Genomic DNA, 19,298 nt, shown 5'->3' with positions numbered 1-19,298 from the left:
ACACAAGGCCGTCTGAAACAATGGTTTTTCAGACGGCCTTTATCAATTCATTCACAAACATCACTCATACACCACGCCGGCAAGCATTTCTTCTTCATTCAAGTTGCCGTACTGTTGCTCCCAATCGTGGGTAGCCTCCACCATATCGCATTCTTTGGCAAAAGCCAGCAGCCTGCCGTCCATCTGATCCAGACTCAAGCTGCCCAAGCGTTCGCATTCCGAAGCCGTCAGATTACCTTCTGCCTCATGCGCCTCCGAAGATCCGAAAGGCAGAGCAAAAAAACCCAGTACCAACGCCAGCAGCACCCAAAAAGTATTTTTACGCGAACGAGTCATTTCACACCTCTCATCATAATCATATAGCAGGTTTAAATCAGGAAAACTAAACCAAATAAAATTAAACTAAGAAAAATCGAACAGAAAATTAGAAATATCGACTTATCTAAGACAAAACGAATAATACTAAGAAAAAATAGAATATGCAATACTTTTTCTTAGATGAAGTAATTTTTTTCTTACAATTTTATAAAAACTAAGGTAAAATACACTCAAATCGTCCAAACCATATAAAAAACATACCTCCATAAAGGCATAAACATGGATACCTTTAAAGACCGCCTGGCTTTCTTATGGAAAGATGAAGCCCGCCAAGCCAAAATTGCCGCCGACATCGATATGACCATCGCCGGATTCAGCCGTATCTGGAACGAAGGCGGCCTGCCGAAATCGGAAACGCTAAAAAAAATCAAACAACTTAAAGGCTGCAGCATAGACTGGCTTTTGACAGGCGAAGGTTCTCCCTTCCCCGATTCCGAAGCCCCAAAAGCCACAGCAACCGACACACTGGGCAACCCTGTCGATATAGACGAATTTGTCTTCGTACCGCGTTACGACATCCAAGCCGCGGCCGGACACGGTCAGCTCGTCGGCGATGAGCAACCCATGTTCGCCATGGCGTTCCGACGCTATTGGATTGAAAATTATGTAACGCGCGACATCAAAAACCTTTCCGTTATCTCAGTCAAAGGCGACTCGATGGAAGGCGTGCTGAATGATGGCGACACCATCCTCATCAACCACGGCCAAACCACGCCGCGCGACGGCCTCTATGTTTTGCGCCTCAACGAAAACCTTTTGGTCAAACGCCTGCAACTGATACCCGGCGGCATCGTCAACGTCATTTCTGCCAACGAAGCCTACCCTACTTTTGAAATCGACTTGAAAAACCCAACCGACGACGTTGCCATCATCGGCCGTGTCGAATGGTTTGGCAGAAGTATCTAAATCTGACATACTGATGCTTGAAATTTCTGCCATGCCCTCCATGTAAGCTGGCAGACCCTGTCTGCACAAACTTGCCTTGACTAACGGTTTGCGCGACAATAGTAAAAATATTCATATAAAAGGAATCACATCATGTCAGACGAAAGCCCTATTATCTTTACTGACAGCTGCTGCACCAAAGTTGCCGACCTGATTGCCGAAGAGAACAATCCCGATTTGAAATTGCGCGTATTCGTCAACGGCGGCGGTTGCTCCGGCTTCCAATATGGTTTTACCTTTGATGAAATCAAAAACGACGACGATTTTGAAATCCAGAAAAACGGCCTGACGTTCTTGGTTGACCCAATGAGCTACCAATATCTGGTTGGTGCGGAAATCGACTACACTGAAAGCCTGCAAGGTTCTCAATTCGTCATCCGCAATCCGAATGCAGAGACAACTTGCGGTTGCGGTTCGTCCTTCTCCGTATAAACAATCCGTTTTTGCCACAAAAAACAGGCCATCTGTATCTTCAGACGGCCTTTTGTGTGAATTTATTTTAAACAATTTTATATTTACCTTATAATAATATCGGGCGTGAATATTTACTCTACGATAGACATAACATTGGACATGCATATTTCCATATAAATAAAAAATTATTGTCCAGCCGATTAACGACACAAAGGCAAACCGTACTTGGTCTGCCTGAGACTGCAGCCTCTATTCTGGCTCGTATCATAAGCCAAGACAGCTCAAACACAATAACAAAACCTTAGGCCAAACCCATTTGGTTGACGCAGTCGAAATACTCATGGGATATCAATGAGCAAACAAGAAAAATTTTTCGACGTATACGTTTCCTATCCGCCAAACACGGATAGGGAGCGCATCCATGCCTGCCTGTATGAAAACCTGCCCGAAAACGAAGTTGAGAGCCTGATTCAAGCCTTGGCCGAGCGTCCGCAAGCCATTGTGGCCGAGAAATGCACCCAAGACGAGCGAGAAAATGCGCAGCATTACTTCGGCTATTTGGGTTTGGACGTGATCATCCGTCAGGCTATGGAATTGGAAGCGGTTGAAGAAAAAGCTGTATTGGCAGTCAACACTCCCGACCCTATCCAATGCCCCGTCTGCATGACGATTATTGACGAACTAGATTCACAGGAATGTAAAACCTGCCACTTTGATTTGACAGAAAAAAATGAGCTTGCCATCCAGCGCAAGCGCATTGAATGGCAGGAAAGAATCTCTTTCGAGCATAAAAAACAAACCGAAATTGCCCACAAGCTCAAATATGAACGTGAGCAGGAAGAGAAAAAACTGCGCAAAAAAATCCGTGCCGAATTGGAATCCCAATTACGCAAAGAGTTAGGCCAAAATCCTGAGCTGGCCGCACTTGCAGCGAGGAAGAAAACACGGTTTCTGCTTACAATGGCTATCGTATTCGCCGTTTTGAGCCTGCTTGCACTCGGCTATATCGCTGCAAAATTCTTCTAAACTGATTTCAAAACTTAAGGCCGTCTGAAAAACAGATTTTCAGACGGCCTTTTATTTCCTTATTGATTGAACCATTTCAATCAAGCCTCTTGCACATCAACATCCACCGACCATCTGATTTTGCCGTCGCGGTTTTGCTGCAATACCTGTACCCACAAACTCACGGCGCGGTGCAAATCCTGTCGGGACGGAGATTCGAGGAAGATTTGCGCGCGTTCGCGTTCGGCGAGGCGCACCATCAGCATGGGGGCGGCGCCGAACTGGGAGACGCTTTCGGGCAAAAGCGGGGCGAGAGTTTCTTTGGCGGCGTTGAGAAATTCCATCGCATCGGCAACACGCGGCGCGTCGGCGCGAATGGCGGTTTGAAAACCGAAGGGCGGCATGGCGAACATTTGCCGCTCGTTCAATTCGTTTTCGGCAAACATGGCGTAGTCCTGCGCTTTGACGGCGGCGAAGACGGGATGTTCGGGCAGTTGGGTCTGTATCAACACCTTGCCGGGTTTGTCGGCGCGCCCCGCCCTGCCGGACACTTGCATCAGCTCGGCGAACAGCCTTTCCGGTGCGCGAAAATCTGCGCTGTACAGGCTGCCGTCGGCGTTTAATACGATAACGAGGTTGAGCCGCGCAAAATCATGGCCTTTGGCGAGCATCTGCGTGCCGACCAGAATGTCGATTTTGTTGTCGGCAATGCGGCGGTACAAATCCGCCCAGTCGTTTTTGTGCGCCGTGCTGTCCCTGTCGACGCGGACGACGGCTGCCTTGGGCAGGAAGGCGCGCAGGGTTTCTTCGACGCGCTGCGTGCCGTGGCCGACGGCGGTCAGGTCTTGGTTGCCGCAGTCGGGGCATTTGAACGGGATGGGTTCGCGGTGGTCGCAGTGGTGGCAGCGCAGTTGGCGGGCGCGTTGGTGCAGCACCATTTTGGCGGAACAGTTCGGGCAGCCGAAGGTATGGCCGCAGTCGCCGCAAAATAATGCGGGTGCGAAACCGCGCCGGTTGAGGTACACCAGCGACATGCCGCCCGCTTCAAAGTTCTGTTTCAAAAGCTGCAAGGCTTGCGGCGAGAAGCCGTTGTCGAGTTTCAGACGACCTACGTTGAGGATGTCCACTTGCGGCAGTTGCGCGGCGGCATGGGCGCGCTCGGTCAGTTGCAGCAGGCGGTACGCGCCGCTTTGCGCCTTGTGCCAGCTCTCCAAGCTGGGCGTGGCACTGCCCAGCACGACGGGGCAACCGCTCTGCTTCGCCCGCCACACCGCCAAATCGCGGGCGTGGTAGCGCAATTCGTTGTCCTGTTTGAACGAGCCGTCGTGTTCCTCATCGACCACAATCAGCCCGACATCATCCATCGGCGTGAACACCGCCAGCCGCGTGCCGATGACTAATTGCGCCTGCCCCAACATCGCGCGCAGATAATCCTGCGTGCGCCTGCCTGCCGCCATCTGGCTGTGCAACACGGCGGTCGGCACGTCGGCAAAACGGTTTTCCACCCGCTTCAAAAGCTGCGGCGTGAGGTTGATTTCGGGCAACAGAAACAACACCTGCCGCCCCTGCGCCAACACTTTCGCCATCACATCAAAATACACCTCGGTCTTGCCGCTGCCGGTGATGCCGTACAGCAGAAACGGCTGAAATTTACCAAAGGCCGTCTGAATTTCATCGGAAGCCTTCTGCTGGTCGGCGTTTAATACAAATTCAGAGTGCGAAGCCTGCCCGTGGTACGACCTCAATACAGGTTTCGCCGCTTCCGTCGTTTCAATCCAGCCTTGTTCCGCCCAATCTTCGATTAACTTCGCCGCCTGCGCGTTCACCTGCTTCAACGCCGCCATCGTCATCCCGCCCGACAGCAGCGCGTCCCACAAAGCCGCTTTTTTGTTGAACCGTGCCGGCGGTGGCATTTGCGCCCTGCCCGCTTCGTTCAGCGCGTAAAACAACGGCGGCTGCGGCATTTCCACCGCGCGCGTTTCCTTCAAACCTTGCGGCAATGCGGCAAATACTGCCTGCCCCGTCGAATAGTGGTAATAACGCGACGTAAACGCCAACAAATCACGCCAGCTTTGAGGCAACGGCGGTTCGTCCGAAAAGGCCGTCTGAACGCTCAAAATCCGCGCCGTATCCATATCGGGCGAAATATCCGTTTCCCACACAATCCCGACAACGGTTTTATTGCGAAAAGGCACAAGCACCCGAGTTCCCGGAGGAAGCGGCTCGGAATAGGAATACGTCAAAAGGCCGTCTGAAAGCGGCACGTTTACGGCAATACGGTGATAGAACATACAAACAATCAAATTATTTTTTCGTATTTTAACAGCCGAAAGCTATTTTCAGACGATAATTTGAGCCTGAGTACAATGCAGACATGACAGAGGTTTGATACAATGCCTTACTTTCAACGCACGCAAGTCTCTCGCATGAAAACCAAGTTAATCAAAATCTTAACACCGTTTGCCGTCCTTCCTTTGTTGGCATGCGGTCAACCTGCCGTATCCAACGCCAACGCGGCGCCTGCTCCGGCCGCAAAAGCGGAAGCGCCTGCCGACAAATCTGTTGCCGCTTCTTTGAAAGCGCGTTTGGAAAAAGTCTATGCCGCCCAAGATTTGAAAGTTTTGAGCGTCAATGAAACACCGATTAAAGGCATTTACGAAGTTGTCGTCAGCGGCAAACAAATCATCTATACCGATGCCAAAGGCGACTATATGCTCGTTGGCGACCTCATCAACGTCAACACGCGCCAAAGCATGACTGAAGAACGCGCCGCCGATTTGAACAAAATCGACTTCGCTTCCCTGCCTTTGGACAAAGCCATCAAAGAAGTGCGCGGCAACGGCAAACTGAAAGTTGCTGTTTTCTCCGATCCAGACTGCCCGTACTGCAAACGCTTGGAGCATGAATTTGAAAAAATGACCGACATCACGATTTATACCTTCATGATGCCGATTCCAAGCCTGCACCCTGATGCCGCGCGCAAAGCCGAGCTGTTGTGGTGCCAACCCAATCCGACCCAGGCATGGATCGACTGGATGCGCAAAGGCAAGCTCCCAAGCGGCAAAGCAAACTGTGAAAACCCTGTTGCAGAAACCACTTCGTTGGGCGAACAATTCGGCTTCAACGGCACGCCGACCGTGGTCTTCCCTAACGGCCGCAGCCAAAGCGGTTACAGCCCTATGCCTCACCTCAAAGAAATCATCGAGAAAAACCAGTAATACAGGGTTTAATCTCCATCAAGGACGCTTTACGCGTCCTTTTTTCATGTCGCCCGCCATCAACTGCCTTCAGACGGCCTCAAAACAGACAAATATAAAAAAGGACGTGTCCAACACGTCCTTTTTTCCCTTTACCTTACAGGTAGAATTTTTCAATTACTTTCAGGTTTTCATCCAATTTGTACACCAGCGGCTGACCGGTTGGGATTTCCAAGCCCATAATGTCTTCGTCGGAAATGCCTTCGATGTGTTTGGCCAACGCGCGCAGGGAGTTGCCGTGTGCCGCAACCAATACACGCTTGCCGCTCAAGATGGCCGGAGCGATTTGGTCTTCCCAGAAAGGCAGGACGCGCTCGAGAGTCACTTTGAGGTTTTCGCCATCAGGTACGACATCGCTAGGCAGGTTGGCATAGCGGCGGTCGTTGTGGGCGGAGTGAGGGTCTTTAGGATCGAGCAGCGGAGGCAGGGTGTCGTAGCTGCGGCGCCAAATGTGGACTTGCTCGTCGCCGTATTTTTCTGCGGTTTGTTTTTTATCCATACCTTGCAGCTGGCCGTAGTGGCGCTCGTTCAAGCGCCATGATTTGATTTGTGGAACAAACAGTTGGTCGGATTCTTCCAAAACGATGTTACAGGTTTTGATGGCACGGGTCAGAACGGAGGTAAAAGCGATGTCGAACTCATAGCCCTTCTCTTTCAGCTTTTTACCTGCTGCCGCGGCTTCTGCCAAACCTTGCTCGCTCAGCTTGACGTCGCGCCAGCCGGTGAAAAGGTTTTTCGCGTTCCATTCGCTTTGTCCGTGACGGATGAATACTAATTCCATGATAGTTTGCTCCAATGAAGTTTGGGAAAGGGTATTTATATCACACTTTGCCGCCACGCTGATAACGCCGGCGGTTTCTTTTGATATGTTGCAAGTTTGCTTTTAGTCTTCAGACGGCCTTGTCGGAAGGTAAACGTCAAAACGCGTGCTTTTGCCTGTGTATTGATAAGCAGGTTTGCGCCCGTCGAGAAATTCGCCCAAGCGCGGGCGTTTGACGACAATGCGCTTTTTGGCGGTATTTAACGCTGCATCCAACAAATCGGCTTCATCTTGAGCTGCGCCGACCAAGTCGTGAAAGTAAGCCATTTCTTTTTTCACGGCGGCGGTTTTGCGACGCTCCGGATACATCGGGTCGAGATACACGATATCGGGTCTGCCGTTTTGCGTTGCCAATTCCTGCATTAAATCAACGGCATTGCCGAAGTGCAAAGTAATGCGTTGGGCAATCTCCCGTGTCTCTTCACTTTGCCCTGCCCTGTTGAGGCCGTCTGAAAGTAGACAGGCAACGGCGGAATTTTGTTCAAAAGTGTGTACATTCAAACCCAACGAGGCAAGCACAAAACTGTCACGGCCCAGTCCGCCGGTAGCGTCCCAGACAGTCGGTTGCGTAGTGTGGTTAACGGCTTTGGCAATCAACTCGCCTCCGCCTTTAGTGCGCCGATAATGGGCGGCACCGCCATCAAAATCAACGCGGACACAGCCTTTTTCACCGGCGCGGCACAAACTGATGCCGCTTTCGTCAGCGATAAGGAAACTGCCTTCTTCAGGCTGCCGGTCGATAACGGTCAGTCCGAAAGGCGCGGCAAGGCTGCGAAGTTCGACAGATGCGGTTTCGTCAAAATAAATCTTGTACATAAGGCTTATGTTTCAGACGGCCTTGAAAACTCAGGCCGTCTGAACGTTTTAATTGATGTCCAAGCGTTCCATGCGGTAGCGCATAGAGCGGAAGCTGATGCCCAAAAGTTTGGCGGCTTGGGTACGGTTGTAACGGGTTTGCTGCAAAGCCTGCTCGATGATGCTGCGTTCCACTTGGTCGAGGTAATCCTGTATCTGCATGGTCCGCGGATCAAACGGCGGAATCGGGCTGTGATTGAGTGTAGTTTCGCGTGCGTCAGGTTCGGCAATATCGTCAAAAGAGAAGCCGCTGCGTTCAGCCTTAACCTGTGGGGCATTTTGAATCTGCAAGTCGTCCACTTGTATCACTTGGCCGACCGTCAACGCAACGGCGCGTTCGAGGATATTCTCCAACTCGCGGAAGTTGCCGGGATAGCTGTAATGCAACAGGGCTTCTTGGGCTTTCGGGCTGAGTTTGTAGGTTTGATTGCCGTGACGGTGTTTGTACAGCAAATACAAAATCAGCGCGCCTAAGTCTTCGCGCATTTCGCGCAAAGGCGGCATGTGCAGGGTGACTACGTTGAGGCGGTAATACAAGTCCTGACGGAATGCGCCGCTTTCAACCAAGGCTTCGAGGTTTTTATGGGTTGCACAAATAATGCGCACATCCACAGAGGTTTCCCGCGCATCGCCGATACGGCGCACGGCTTTTTCTTGAATGGCGCGCAGGAGTTTGACCTGCATGGCAAGCGGCAGATCGGCAACTTCGTCAAGGAACAAAGTGCCGCCGTCAGCGTGTTGGAAAAAACCTAAACGGTCTTGATCCGCGCCGGTAAAGCTGCCTTTTTTGTAACCGAAAAATTCGCTTTCCATCAGGTTTTCAGGAATGGCACCGCAGTTGACGGCAATAAACGGTTTGTCGGCACGGTCGGACAGTTCGTGAATCGTGCGCGCCGCCTGCTCTTTACCCGTACCGGACTCGCCGGAGATATAGACGGGAACAAGGCTGTGGGCCAATCTGCGAATCAGGTGGCGCACTTCGACCATTTGCGGCGAGGTACCCAACAGGCGCGGCATATCGTCCTCGCCTTCCAATATAGGTGCGTCTTGTTGCAAAGCAGGATTGATGCTGCCGGCCGAAAAACGCTCTTTTAAGGAATTGAGTCCTTCCGGAACAATCAAAGGCCGGTTAAATTCGCTCTGTACGCTCTTAGGAGGCGTAACGACAGGCTTGGCCGGTTGAGGTTCGGGTTTATACAGGGCGGCAGAAACTGGCACAGGCTGCGATTTGACTTTTTCAGACGGCGTGGGTTCGGCAGTATTGTCTGAAACCGACACTGCCGATTTAACCAATGAACGCAACTGCGACAGCGTAATCGGTTTTTGCAGATAATCAAACGCCCCTGCTTTCAAGGCTTCAACGGCTTGGTCGGCATTGCCGAAAGCCGTAATCACGGCGACTGGCGTGTCGAGCATCAGTTCATCAATGTGTTGGACAACCTCTAGGCCGGAGCCGTCGGGCATACGCATATCGGTCAACACCAGCGAATAATCGTTGCTGTCCAGCTTGTCTTTGGCTTCTTCAACACCAGCCGCAGTATCGACGCGCAGACCCATTTTCATCAGGGTCATTTCCATCAGGTCGCGGATGTCTGCCTCGTCATCAACAACCAAAACCGGCTCTTGCAATTTATTCATCCCGCGCTTGCTCCTTCGGTAAAATCAATTCAAACCCGTTCATTTCAGGGTGATAATGCAGCTGCCCCATATTGGCGTGTGCCAACTCGCGTGCGACGTAAAGCCCCAAGCCGGTGCCTTGTTTTTCGGTAGTGTAAAACGGCTCGAACAAATGATTTCGTACATCAGGCGGCACGCCTTTGCCGTTGTCCGCCACTACGATGGAAATATGCATCCTGCCGCTAGGGCGGATAAGGACGGTAATGGCGTTTTCGTCCTGACGGCTGTGTCGCCACGCATTGTTGCACAAGTTCCACATCACTTGCTGCAAGTGCATAGGATCGACCAATACGGTCAGATTGTTGCCGTCCATATTCATGCGCAGACAGCCGATGGCATCGGGATTGTTCAAGGTAAATTCCTGCTTGAACTCCAACCAGAATTTCATCAGATTAATCGGCTGGCGGCTGATGTTGTCTCGTTTGTTAAACAGGGATACGTCTTCCAACATCTTGTCGATGCGTTGGATATTGCTGTCGATGATGTTGTAGAGCTTGGCCTTGAGCGCGTCTGCCTCATTGCCCTCTTGCAACAAATCGCTGGCATGACGGATGGCGGACATCGGGTTGCGGATTTCGTGGGCAAGGTTGGCAGTCAACTGTCCGAGCGAAGTCAGCTTGGTGGACATGGCCTCCGCAGCCACTTCACGCAATGAGCGGACGTACAACATCAGCAGCTCGGTTTGCTCCTGAATCAGCGGAACGGCACGGACGTGCATGGCGTGTTGGAAAATATGGATATCGGTTTCAAAAGGTTTGTCGGGTTGACGCTGCCAGCGTGCGACCAGTTCGCCAAACACGATTTCCTGCTGATCGATAATCAGACTGGGGAAATAGATTTTTGCCTGCTTGTTAAACAGCCACACGCGTTGGGTCGCATCAATCACCACAACCGCTTCCTGAACGCGGTTCAAAACCAAATGGTTCAAGCCGCTGATACGGCGGTATGCCAGTTGATGGCGGCTGGCGGACTCTGTAGCCTGCTCCAAATAACGGGCGGCAAACGATGTCAACATTGCCACCAGATAGCCTGCGCCGATCAGCATCAAAGAATTCGCCATTGATTTCGCGTCCCAATTAAACGAATCGAAACGCATACTGCCGTCTAAAAACAGGTTCAAAATAAACAACATTGCCGTATAACCTGCATACAGCATGGGATAATGGCCATAACTGAGCAGACACGACGTAGCAACAAACGGCAAAACCAAAATCCCGAAACCGGAAGCCGTACCGCCGGAGATATACACCAAAACCATCATCATGGTGATGTCGACCACGGCGCTGGCATTGGGCAAATCCAAAGACTGCCACTGCCAGCCCGGACGGAACACGGAGAGCATAATCAGGAAGAAATACAGCGTTACCCAGATATAAAACGCAACGTCCGGCAACGAAACGCCAATCAGGTTGCCGCCTGTGTAGCTGCTGAACGCGTGCAAAACCAAAAGCGGTAAGACGATGGCTATTCGGGCAATGTTGATTACACCGGGAATCCGCTCCCTCAGATTACCCAGTTCTTGAAGATTGGCTCTGTTCATAAGTGAACCTTTTTTATTATCATGCAATGTCGTATAAATTTAATTTATTTAGATATATTTGTTCTTGTTTCAGGACAAACTTTTCAGATGGCCTGAGATTTCCAATACCTTGCCTTTTTTACCGCGTTTGCCGTCAATATCGGCAATACGCAGTTTTTCCTGATATTCTGCACCGCGTCGGCCGACCGATACAACGGTAAACTCAGGAGAGGTCGTCACCATAATGTGTTCCAAAGATGCACCATCGGCCAGCGACATCAACTGCAAACCGCGGCCTTTGGCCATGACTTTAAGTTCGCCAATGGAAAACGCCAAGAGGCGGTGGTCGCTGCTGGCCAGTACGATTTTGCAGTCGGGGTTGATGAGCGAGGAAGCATAGACGGCAATCGGCGGCAGGACGGTTTCGCCGCTATCCACGGTCATCACTACTTTGCCCGCTTTCACGCGTCCGACCATATCGCCCAGCTTGGCGATGAAGCCGTAACCGCCGCTGCCTGAGAGCAGGTAGTGCTGTTCGGGCTGCCCGGTGAGCATGGCGACGGGCTTCGCGCCGTTTTGCAGCTCAATTAAGGATGAAACCGGCACGCCGTCGCCTCGTCCGCCGGGGATTTCGGCGGCATCAAGCGTGTAGGTTCTGCCCAATGAATCAAGAATAACGACGGGTAAAACGGTGCGGCCTTCAAGGGTTTGTTTGAGGCGGTCGCCTTCTTTGAACGCAGTTTGGCTCAAATCGAGGTTGTGTCCGGCGCGGCTGCGTATCCAGCCTTTTTCCGACAGAATCAGTGTGATGGGTTCGTCGGCGGTAGTTTGCGTCAACACGGCGCGTCCGGCTTCTTCCACCAGCGTGCGGCGTGCGTCGCCGAACTGCTTCATGTCCGCCTGCATCTCTTTGATAATCAGCTTGCGTTTTTCGTTTTCGTCGCCCAAAAGGATATTCAGACGACCTTGTTCCTCGCGCAATTCGTTCAATTCTTTTTCGAGTTTGAAACCTTCCAAACGCGCCAACTGCCGCAGGCGGATTTCCAAAATGTCTTCGGCTTGGATTTCGGTCAGCCCGAACGCCGCCATCAAATCGGTTTTCGGGTCGTCTGATTCGCGGATGACTTTAATCACTTCGTCAATGTGCAGAAAGACTTTCAGACGACCTTCGAGGATGTGCAGCCGTTTTTCCACTTGGTTCAAACGGAATTTCAGACGACGTGTTACGGTCACGACGCGGAAATCCAGCCATTCCTGCAAAATCGTTTTCAGGTTTTTCTGCGCGGGACGGTTGTCCAAACCCATCATCACCAAGTTCATCGACACATTGCCTTCCAGCGAAGTCTGCGCCATCAGCGTGTTGATGAAGGTATCCGTATCGATGCGGCTGGATTTGGGCTCGAACACAAGGCGCACGGGATGCTCGCCGTCGGACTCGTCGCGCACGCGGTCGATTAAATCCAGCATCAGCTTTTTGGTGTTGAGCTGGTCTTGGTTCAGCTGCTTTTTGCCCGCTTTCGGTTTCGGGTTGGTTTGTTCTTCGATTTCGGCAAGGATTTTGGCGGAATTGGCGTTCGGTGGCAGTTCGGTCACAATCACGCGCCATTGCCCGCGCGCCAGCTTCTCGATTTCGTAACGCGCACGCACGCGCACGCTGCCCTTGCCAGTTTCGTAAATCCGGCGCAATTCGTCCGCCGGCGTAATGATTTGACCGCCGCCCGCAAAATCGGGCGCGGGGATGTATTGCATCAGGTCGGCGGTTTCCAACGTCGGCTTTTTCAACAACGCAATCGCCGCCTGCGTCACTTCGTTCAAATTGTGCGACGGAATTTCGGTTGCCATGCCCACCGCAATGCCTGACGCACCGTTGAGCAACACCATAGGCAGGCGGGCTGGCAGGTGCAGCGGTTCGTCAAACGCGCCGTCGTAGTTCGGCACGAAATCCACCGTTCCCTGATTGATTTCGGACAACAGCAATTCCGCAATCGGCGTCAGCCGCGCTTCGGTGTAACGCATCGCCGCCGCCCCGTCGCCGTCGCGCGAGCCGAAGTTGCCGATGCCGTCGATTAAGGGGTAGCGCAAGGTAAAATCCTGCGCCATCCGCACCATCGCTTCATAGGCGGAACTGTCGCCGTGCGGGTGGTATTTACCCAAAATCTCACCAACCACGCGCGCCGATTTCACCGGCTTCGCCCCCGCCGTCAAACCCATATCGCGCATGGCAAACAAAATGCGCCGCTGCACGGGCTTTTGGCCGTCTGAAACTTCAGGCAGCGCGCGACCTTTGACCACGCTCATAGCGTATTCGAGATAGGCGCGTTCGGCGTACTGACCTAACAGCAGGTAGTCTTCGCCGATAGGAGATGGGCTTGGAGCGGAAATGTGTTCTGTCATCAGGATGGTAAAACGAAATAAATTAAAGAAGGATATTGTAAAGCAAAATCGGTAGTCATAGCCAATTTGAGTGATGAACGGTAGTGCAGCGACAATAAGGCTTACCGAATCAGGTCAGCAAATGGAATCCGTTTCGACAAAAAAGGCCGTCTGAAACCATTTCATGTTTCAGACGGCCTTTTCATTTTGGTTTTAAATCAAAACTTCATTATTCTGCAGTAGCCGGTTTGGCCGCAGTTTTAATGGTTAAGGTCAACGCAGCGGCAATGGCGAGGAAAACACCGGCAAACGTCATCGCGTTGGCAGGGTTTGAACCCAAGAAGGTTTTGTACACCCAGCCGAAAGATACGGTTTCAATCAGCATTGGAATCACAATCATCATGTTCACAATACCCATGTACACGCCGTAACGTTCTTTCGGAATAGAACCGACCATAATCATAAACGGCACGCCCATCATACTTGCCCAACCGACACCGAAACCAATCATCGGGGCAAACATCAGGTATTTGTTGCCGATGTGCGGAATGGTGAGCAAGGCCAGCGCGGCAAGGGTTACGGCAAAGGCGTGAACATATTTGGCGGCATATTTGCGCGCCATCCACATCAGGCCGAAGGCGGAGATAAAGGTTACAACGTTGTAGAAACCGTTTACCAAACCGGTCCATGCAACAGCCTCCTGATAAGCAACCTTATCAGCAGAGGTGGAATCCCAAACAGATTTAACAAGACTGTGTGAAATATATTGCCAATAAATAAAAAGTGCATACCATTAGAAAAGATAAACTGAAGCAAGCTGCCACAAAGGTTTGGGCATTTCTTTGATGGCACTAAAGATCTCTTTGACGGCATGAACAGGACCTCTTGGTTGAGCTTTAATTGCTGCCATTTCTTGAGGTGAAGGTTCACGTTCAGGAGTAGTTAATACAGTTACTAGGACAGAACCAATAGAGCAAACCGCACCAATATAGAAGGAACCGAATACCCAATACGGGATACCCGCTTCGGAAGTTTGTTGCAACCAGCCGATTTGCTGGGAGATGTAGAGGGAAACGTTGGCCAGGGTAATACCCAAACCGGTAAACACAGACTGCATCAAGAAACCGGTAGATTGCTGATGTTCGGGCACAGTATCGGCAATAAAGGCACGGAAAGGTTCCATTGCAGTGTTGTTACTGATGTCCAAGAGCCACAGCAGCAATACGGCCACCCACAATGCGGTAACGTGCGGATAAATAAAGAGACAGAGGCTGCAGCCGATGGCGCCAATCAAGAAATACGGACGGCGGCGGCCCAATCCCGGCACCCAAGTGCGGTCACTCATCGCACCAATCATCGGCTGCACCAGCAAACCGGTAATCGGACCTGCCATATTCAAAATCGGCAATTGGCTCGGGTCGGCATGAAGAAAGCTGAAAATCGGATTAATCGCAGTTTGCTGCAACCCGAAGCTATATTGAATGCCGAAGAAACCGAAGTTCATCAGCATAATTTGGCGAAGTGTCATCGCCACTTGTGGGGAGATTTTCATAGGAAGGCTACTCCTGGGTAATAAACTATGGAAACAACAAACTCCAATTTCAGCGGTATGACGCTTTTATTATATTTGGGCTGCCCTTTTTACTGAGGCAACTCCGTTTTCAGACGGCCTTTATTTTGACCGTTTGCATGATTCTTATTTTGATGTGTGTTTGTATTGTTTAAAGTTTATTTTCAGGCCGTCTGAAACTATTTATTAATCACAGACTGACGCCAGATGGTTTCCCCAACGACCTTGACTGGCTGAACCGAGCCGGTCGGGTGTTCAATGTGTCGAAACAGCAAATCCGCCGCCATCGCGCCCATGCGCAAATAGGGCAACTCTGTACTGGTCAACGGCGGAAACAGCGTCTCCGCAATCGCGCTGTGGTTATCATAGCCGGCAACCGAAACTTGCTCGGGAACCCGCACGCCGCGTGTCCTCAAAATCCCGTACACGCGCACCGCCATTTCATCGTTGCCGCAGCAAATTACCATCGGCGGAAGCGGCAAAGACAGCAGCTTCAAAATAGCCGAAATCAAAGACCAGCTGTCGTTGCTGAAGTCAGGATAACCAGTTTGCACCAAATCAGGATCGAAGACGATATCCGAATCAGCCAAAGCACGGCGGTATCCGGCCAATCTCAAACGTGTCGCTTCCACACCCGGCTGCAAAGTCACATAAGCAATCCGTTTGTGTCCGCTTTGGATAATCCGGCGCACCAAGCCATACTGCCCTGCTTCATCATCCGGCAAAACCGCCGGCGTACCCACTGAATCAAAACAGTTGACCAACACCATCGGACAACGGTTGGGCACTTCCGGCAGCAATACTTCCTGATGGAAACCTGCCACATATAAAATCCCCTCGGCACGATGCTCCATAAAGGTACGAATCAGCGGCTCCATCTGACCGGGCTGCCCCAGCTTGTTGTCGATGTCGGCAATCATCAAAATCTTGCCTTGTGCGCGAATCTGCTGCTGAATGCCCTTAATCAAGAACATATCCGGTATGCCGTGTCCGCCCGTACTCTCGCCTATCCGCGAAATGGCGCCGGTAATCAGACCGACCAATCCGGAACGGTGTGACCGCATAATCCGTGCCGCAGAAGACGGGATATAGCCCAAAGCAGCAATCGCTGTTTCTACTTTGGAACGGGTTTTCTCACTGACCGGCGCATCGCTGTTAATCACCCGACTGACCGTCTTGGGAGATACCCCGGCATAAGCAGCGACATCATAAATTGTAGCCATCTTACGGACCGCCCCGACAAGATTTCAATAATGTTACATAGAATAACACAGCAGACATCGGTGTCATACCCCCTTTTTTTTACAGAAACTTGATGATAATCAACCGTTTATATTGCATTTTGCATACATTTCTTAAACAAAACCGCCCCTACCACCTCCCAAAAGTTGTCCAAATTTGTTAAACTACAAACAACTACAAAAAGCAGAAAATAGATACCCTGCTTGTTTACCGTTACATACTAAGGAAACGAGATGTCCGCATACTCAGACGCATGGCAGGCTTTGGAAGCCCATCATGCCGATACTCAACACGTCACTCTGCGCGAACGCTTCGCCGCAGATGCCGAACGTTTCAATAATATGCACGAAATTCTGCACGGTTTGTTATTTGATTACAGCAAAAACCGTCTAGATGAAAATACCCTTGATTTATTGTGCCAACTGGCCGAAGCGGCCGATTTATCACAATATATGCGGGCCATGAGCAGCGGTGAAAAAATCAACACCAGCGAACACCGCGCCGTCCTCCACACTGCCTTGCGCCTGCCTGCCAATGCCAAACCTGTTTACGTTGACGGCGAAAACATCGTGCCCAATATTCATCACGAACTCAACCGCGCACTCGAGTTCGCACGCCAACTTTTAGATGGCACCCACGCAGGCATTACCGGTAAACCGATTACCGACTTGGTTCACATCGGTATCGGCGGCTCCGATTTGGGTCCGCGCATGGCCACACAGGCGCTGCAGCCTTATTGGCAAAACATCCGCGTCCACTTTGTCAGCAATTCCGATGATGCCGACCTAACCCAAACCCTTCTCGGCCTCAATCCCGAGACCACCGTATTCAGCATTGCCAGCAAATCGTTCCGCACACCGGAAACCCTGCTCAATGCCTATGCGGCGCGTACTTGGTACCGAGATGCAGGTTTGCCTGATTCCGGCATCTACCGCCACTTCTGCGCCATTTCCGCCGATGTGGCCGCCGCCCAAAACTTCGGCATCTCCCCCGACAAAGTCTTCGCCATGTCCGACTGGGTCGGCGGCCGCTATTCCGTCTGGTCTCCTATCGGCCTGCCGCTGATGGTTGCCGTCGGCGAAAAAGCATTCCGCAAAATGCTGGCCGGCGCACATGCGATGGATACCCACTTCTTCGAAACGCCATTCCGCCGCAACATTCCCGTCCTGATGGCGCTCATCAATGTTTGGTACAACAACTTCCAACATTCAGACGGCCAAACCGTTGTCCCATACAGCCACAACATGCGCCTCTTCACACCATGGCTCAACCAGTTAGATATGGAAAGCCTCGGCAAACAGCGTACTTCAGACGGCCAACCTGTTTCCTGCACCACCGGCGGCATCGTCTTCGGCGATGAAGGCGTCAACTGCCAACATGCCTACTTCCAGCTTCTGCACCAAGGCACGCGTCTGATTCCCGTCGACTTCATCGTCCCCATGACCACAGTCTACGGCAACCACCGCCAACACCGCTTTACCGTTGCCAATGCCTTCGCCCAAGCCGAAGCGCTGATGAAAGGCAAAACCTTAGACGAAGTGCAAATCGAATTGGCCGCCCTGCCCCAAGACGAACGCGACCGCCTTGCACCGCAAAAAGAATTCCCCGGCAACCGTCCGAGCAACAGCCTGCTCATCGACAGCCTGACGCCTTTCAACCTCGGCATGCTGATAGCGGCTTACGAACACCGCACCTTCGTACAGGGTGTGATTTGGCGTATCAACCCCTTCGACCAATGGGGCGTGGAATACGGTAAAGAGCTGGCCAAAACCATCGAACCCGAACTCGAACGCGGCACGCCGGCACATGACAGCTCCACCAACGGTCTGATCGCCTTCTACCGCAACTGCAACGCAAGATCGAAGGCCGTCTGAAAATAAAATGCCCGTAAGACAAGCATATCTGCCTGTCTTACGGGCATTTCAAAACCTAATCGGCGGTAAGAATGAACCGTTAAAGCACCGCACTTTTAGACAAAAGTAGCTAGATTTTGATATAAAAAAAGGCTAAATCGATAATGACTTAGCCTTTTTCATCAGACTTGATTAGTTGTTTGTTGTTAATGCGCCTAAATCTTTATCAACTAAGAACAAACCTTTACCATCCTCACCAAGAAGATTTAATTTATCCAAAATTCCACTGAATAATTTTTCTTCTTCATGTTGTTCAGCCACATACCATTGTAAGAAGTTAAAGGCAGAGTAGTCTTTCTCTTCAAAAGTTCTACCAACTAATTCATTGATTTTAGAGGTAATTAACTTTTCATGTTCATAAGTTAATTCAAGTACTTGTTTCAATGATGAAAATTGATGAGGTGGTTCATCAATTTGTGTGATGATAGCCAATGCGCCGGTCTCATTTAAATAAGTGAAGAGTTTACGCATATGCTGCATTTCCTCAGCCGCATGCTCTGATAAAAATTTTGCAGCTCCTTCGAAACCTTGTTGTTCGCACCAGGCGCTCATTTGTAAATATAAGTTAGAAGAATAAAACTCTAAATTCATTTGATCATTTAATAGTTTAATCACGCTATTTGATAACATTTTATTTCTCCTATTCTTATAAAGTTTTTAATTCACGATCAATGTAGTAGAGCGCTGTACCACTTTCACCAAGAAGTTTGAATTTATCAACAATACTGTTAAATAATTTTTCTTCTTCATGCTGTTCAGCTACATACCATTGTAAGAAGTTAAAAGTAGAGTAATCCTTTTCTGCAAAAGTACTCTCAACTAACTCATTAATTTTAGATGTCACTAGTTTTTCGTGTTCAAGTGTTGTTTCAAAAACTTCTTTTAATGAAGCGTAATCGTGTTTAGGGGCGTCAATTTTACCTAACAAAGGCATTCCACTGGTTTCGCTCACATAAGTAAACAACTTTTGCATATGTTCCAATTCTTCATCGGCATGACGAAGTAAAAATGCTGCAGCGCCTTCATAACCATGTTTATGGCACCATGCACTCATTTGCAAATAGACATTTGATGAATACAACTCGAGATTAATTTGTTCGTTTAATTTTGCTGTAATTGACTTACTTAGCATAACTAACTCCTTTTCTTAATGCGGTTAATAGATGTATCACAATACAAAATTTGTATTTGCGAATGAATTTTACTCATTTTATTGAGAATAGTCAATTTTATTTTATCAATTTTTATTGTAACCCATTAATTTAAAAGGATTTTATAAATAAATCATTCTCATTTGGTTCCATTTAATGAAATGAGTTATCAATATCGC

14 protein-coding genes and 3 pseudogenes are annotated in these 19,298 nt (G+C 50.3%); 5 read left to right on the top strand and 12 right to left on the bottom strand.

What is annotated here, in order from left to right; all coding sequences use genetic code 11:
- Positions 1 to 60: 60 nt before the first annotated feature.
- Positions 61 to 336 (bottom strand): hypothetical protein, encoded by a 276-nt coding sequence (locus tag ACTHSQ_RS03705; RefSeq protein WP_070630573.1) that lies wholly within the window; start codon positions 334 to 336, stop codon positions 61 to 63.
- A 261-nt stretch (positions 337 to 597) separates the two neighbouring features.
- Between ACTHSQ_RS03705 and ACTHSQ_RS03700 the strand changes: the two genes are divergently transcribed.
- The 3 genes from ACTHSQ_RS03700 (at position 598) to ACTHSQ_RS03690 (ending at position 2,763) form a co-directional block, all read left to right on the top strand.
- Positions 598 to 1,284: a S24 family peptidase gene (locus tag ACTHSQ_RS03700; protein ID WP_003680158.1), complete on the top strand. Its 687-nt coding sequence runs from the start codon at positions 598 to 600 to the stop codon at positions 1,282 to 1,284.
- A 132-nt stretch (positions 1,285 to 1,416) separates the two neighbouring features.
- Complete coding sequence (gene erpA, locus ACTHSQ_RS03695; RefSeq protein ID WP_003680162.1) at positions 1,417 to 1,755, top strand: iron-sulfur cluster insertion protein ErpA; 339 nt, start codon at positions 1,417 to 1,419, stop codon at positions 1,753 to 1,755.
- A gap of 333 nt (positions 1,756 to 2,088) precedes the next feature.
- Positions 2,089 to 2,763 (top strand): hypothetical protein, encoded by a 675-nt coding sequence (locus tag ACTHSQ_RS03690; RefSeq protein WP_440371770.1) that lies wholly within the window; start codon positions 2,089 to 2,091, stop codon positions 2,761 to 2,763.
- An 80-nt stretch (positions 2,764 to 2,843) separates the two neighbouring features.
- Here ACTHSQ_RS03690 and ACTHSQ_RS03685 read toward each other — a convergent pair whose 3' ends face one another.
- Positions 2,844 to 5,033 carry a primosomal protein N' gene (locus ACTHSQ_RS03685; protein WP_440371769.1) on the bottom strand — a complete coding sequence of 730 codons (2,190 nt, stop codon included), beginning with the start codon at positions 5,031 to 5,033 and terminating at the stop codon, positions 2,844 to 2,846.
- Between the two features lie 135 nt (positions 5,034 to 5,168).
- Between ACTHSQ_RS03685 and ACTHSQ_RS03680 the strand changes: the two genes are divergently transcribed.
- Positions 5,169 to 5,960 (top strand): DsbC family protein, encoded by a 792-nt coding sequence (locus ACTHSQ_RS03680; RefSeq protein ID WP_036473591.1) that lies wholly within the window; start codon positions 5,169 to 5,171, stop codon positions 5,958 to 5,960.
- Positions 5,961 to 6,096: 136 nt separating this feature from the next.
- Here the strand turns inward: ACTHSQ_RS03680 and ACTHSQ_RS03675 are convergent, their stop codons facing one another.
- The 8 genes and pseudogenes from ACTHSQ_RS03675 to ACTHSQ_RS03640 form a co-directional block, all read right to left on the bottom strand.
- Complete coding sequence (locus ACTHSQ_RS03675; RefSeq protein ID WP_003679823.1) at positions 6,097 to 6,780, bottom strand: 2,3-diphosphoglycerate-dependent phosphoglycerate mutase; 684 nt, start codon at positions 6,778 to 6,780, stop codon at positions 6,097 to 6,099.
- A gap of 102 nt (positions 6,781 to 6,882) precedes the next feature.
- Positions 6,883 to 7,635 (bottom strand): class I SAM-dependent methyltransferase, encoded by a 753-nt coding sequence (locus ACTHSQ_RS03670; protein WP_440371768.1) that lies wholly within the window; start codon positions 7,633 to 7,635, stop codon positions 6,883 to 6,885.
- Positions 7,636 to 7,683: 48 nt separating this feature from the next.
- Positions 7,684 to 8,700: pseudogene (locus ACTHSQ_RS03665) on the bottom strand (sigma-54 interaction domain-containing protein); the annotation flags it as partial.
- Between the two features lie 161 nt (positions 8,701 to 8,861).
- Positions 8,862 to 9,312: pseudogene (locus tag ACTHSQ_RS03660) on the bottom strand (response regulator); the annotation flags it as partial.
- Positions 9,305 to 10,891, bottom strand: coding sequence for a two-component system sensor histidine kinase NtrB (locus ACTHSQ_RS03655; protein WP_070748451.1), 1,587 nt, complete (start codon positions 10,889 to 10,891; stop codon positions 9,305 to 9,307). The pseudogene ACTHSQ_RS03660 and the gene ACTHSQ_RS03655, both read right to left, overlap by 8 nt.
- Positions 10,892 to 10,960: 69 nt before the next feature.
- Positions 10,961 to 13,264 (bottom strand): DNA topoisomerase IV subunit A, encoded by a 2,304-nt coding sequence (gene parC / locus ACTHSQ_RS03650; protein ID WP_440371767.1) that lies wholly within the window; start codon positions 13,262 to 13,264, stop codon positions 10,961 to 10,963.
- Positions 13,265 to 13,472: 208 nt separating this feature from the next.
- Positions 13,473 to 14,795, bottom strand: a pseudogene (locus ACTHSQ_RS03645) (MFS transporter).
- Positions 14,796 to 14,992: 197 nt separating this feature from the next.
- On the bottom strand, positions 14,993 to 16,036 hold the full coding sequence (locus ACTHSQ_RS03640) for a LacI family DNA-binding transcriptional regulator (RefSeq protein WP_440371766.1): 1,044 nt from the start codon (positions 16,034 to 16,036) through the stop codon (positions 14,993 to 14,995).
- Positions 16,037 to 16,288: 252 nt separating this feature from the next.
- On the opposite strand from ACTHSQ_RS03640, the gene pgi reads away from it, so the two are divergent.
- A complete protein-coding gene (gene pgi / locus ACTHSQ_RS03635; protein ID WP_440371765.1) occupies positions 16,289 to 17,929 on the top strand; it encodes a glucose-6-phosphate isomerase in 1,641 nt (546 codons plus the stop codon).
- Between the two features lie 171 nt (positions 17,930 to 18,100).
- Here the strand turns inward: pgi and ftnA (ACTHSQ_RS03630) are convergent, their stop codons facing one another.
- A complete protein-coding gene (gene ftnA / locus ACTHSQ_RS03630) occupies positions 18,101 to 18,598 on the bottom strand; it encodes a non-heme ferritin (protein ID WP_003686798.1) in 498 nt (165 codons plus the stop codon).
- A 16-nt stretch (positions 18,599 to 18,614) separates the two neighbouring features.
- Positions 18,615 to 19,100, bottom strand: coding sequence for a non-heme ferritin (ftnA, locus tag ACTHSQ_RS03625; RefSeq protein WP_003686837.1), 486 nt, complete (start codon positions 19,098 to 19,100; stop codon positions 18,615 to 18,617).
- Positions 19,101 to 19,298 lie beyond the last annotated feature (198 nt).

This window comes from Neisseria sp. P0009.S008 (genome assembly GCF_051958615.1).
Classification (GTDB): domain Bacteria; phylum Pseudomonadota; class Gammaproteobacteria; order Burkholderiales; family Neisseriaceae; genus Neisseria; species Neisseria subflava.
Note: the sequence above shows the minus strand (reverse complement) of the source record. Positions and strands in the feature narration are given on the sequence as shown.

Bases quoted from the DNA above. Each gene is read 5' to 3' on its own strand.
- ACTHSQ_RS03705 (WP_070630573.1), bottom strand. From the start codon at position 336: ATGACTCGTTCGCGTAAAAATACTTTTTGGGTGCTGCTGGCGTTGGTA.
- ACTHSQ_RS03700 (WP_003680158.1), top strand. From the start codon at position 598: ATGGATACCTTTAAAGACCGCCTGGCTTTCTTATGGAAAGATGAAGCC.
- erpA (WP_003680162.1), top strand. From the start codon at position 1,417: ATGTCAGACGAAAGCCCTATTATCTTTACTGACAGCTGCTGCACCAAA.
- ACTHSQ_RS03690 (WP_440371770.1), top strand. From the start codon at position 2,089: ATGAGCAAACAAGAAAAATTTTTCGACGTATACGTTTCCTATCCGCCA.
- ACTHSQ_RS03685 (WP_440371769.1), bottom strand. From the start codon at position 5,033: ATGTTCTATCACCGTATTGCCGTAAACGTGCCGCTTTCAGACGGCCTT.
- ACTHSQ_RS03680 (WP_036473591.1), top strand. From the start codon at position 5,169: ATGAAAACCAAGTTAATCAAAATCTTAACACCGTTTGCCGTCCTTCCT.
- ACTHSQ_RS03675 (WP_003679823.1), bottom strand. From the start codon at position 6,780: ATGGAATTAGTATTCATCCGTCACGGACAAAGCGAATGGAACGCGAAA.
- ACTHSQ_RS03670 (WP_440371768.1), bottom strand. From the start codon at position 7,635: ATGTACAAGATTTATTTTGACGAAACCGCATCTGTCGAACTTCGCAGC.
- ACTHSQ_RS03655 (WP_070748451.1), bottom strand. From the start codon at position 10,891: ATGAACAGAGCCAATCTTCAAGAACTGGGTAATCTGAGGGAGCGGATT.
- parC (WP_440371767.1), bottom strand. From the start codon at position 13,264: ATGACAGAACACATTTCCGCTCCAAGCCCATCTCCTATCGGCGAAGAC.
- ACTHSQ_RS03640 (WP_440371766.1), bottom strand. From the start codon at position 16,036: ATGGCTACAATTTATGATGTCGCTGCTTATGCCGGGGTATCTCCCAAG.
- pgi (WP_440371765.1), top strand. From the start codon at position 16,289: ATGTCCGCATACTCAGACGCATGGCAGGCTTTGGAAGCCCATCATGCC.
- ftnA (WP_003686798.1), bottom strand. From the start codon at position 18,598: ATGTTATCAAATAGCGTGATTAAACTATTAAATGATCAAATGAATTTA.
- ftnA (WP_003686837.1), bottom strand. From the start codon at position 19,100: ATGCTAAGTAAGTCAATTACAGCAAAATTAAACGAACAAATTAATCTC.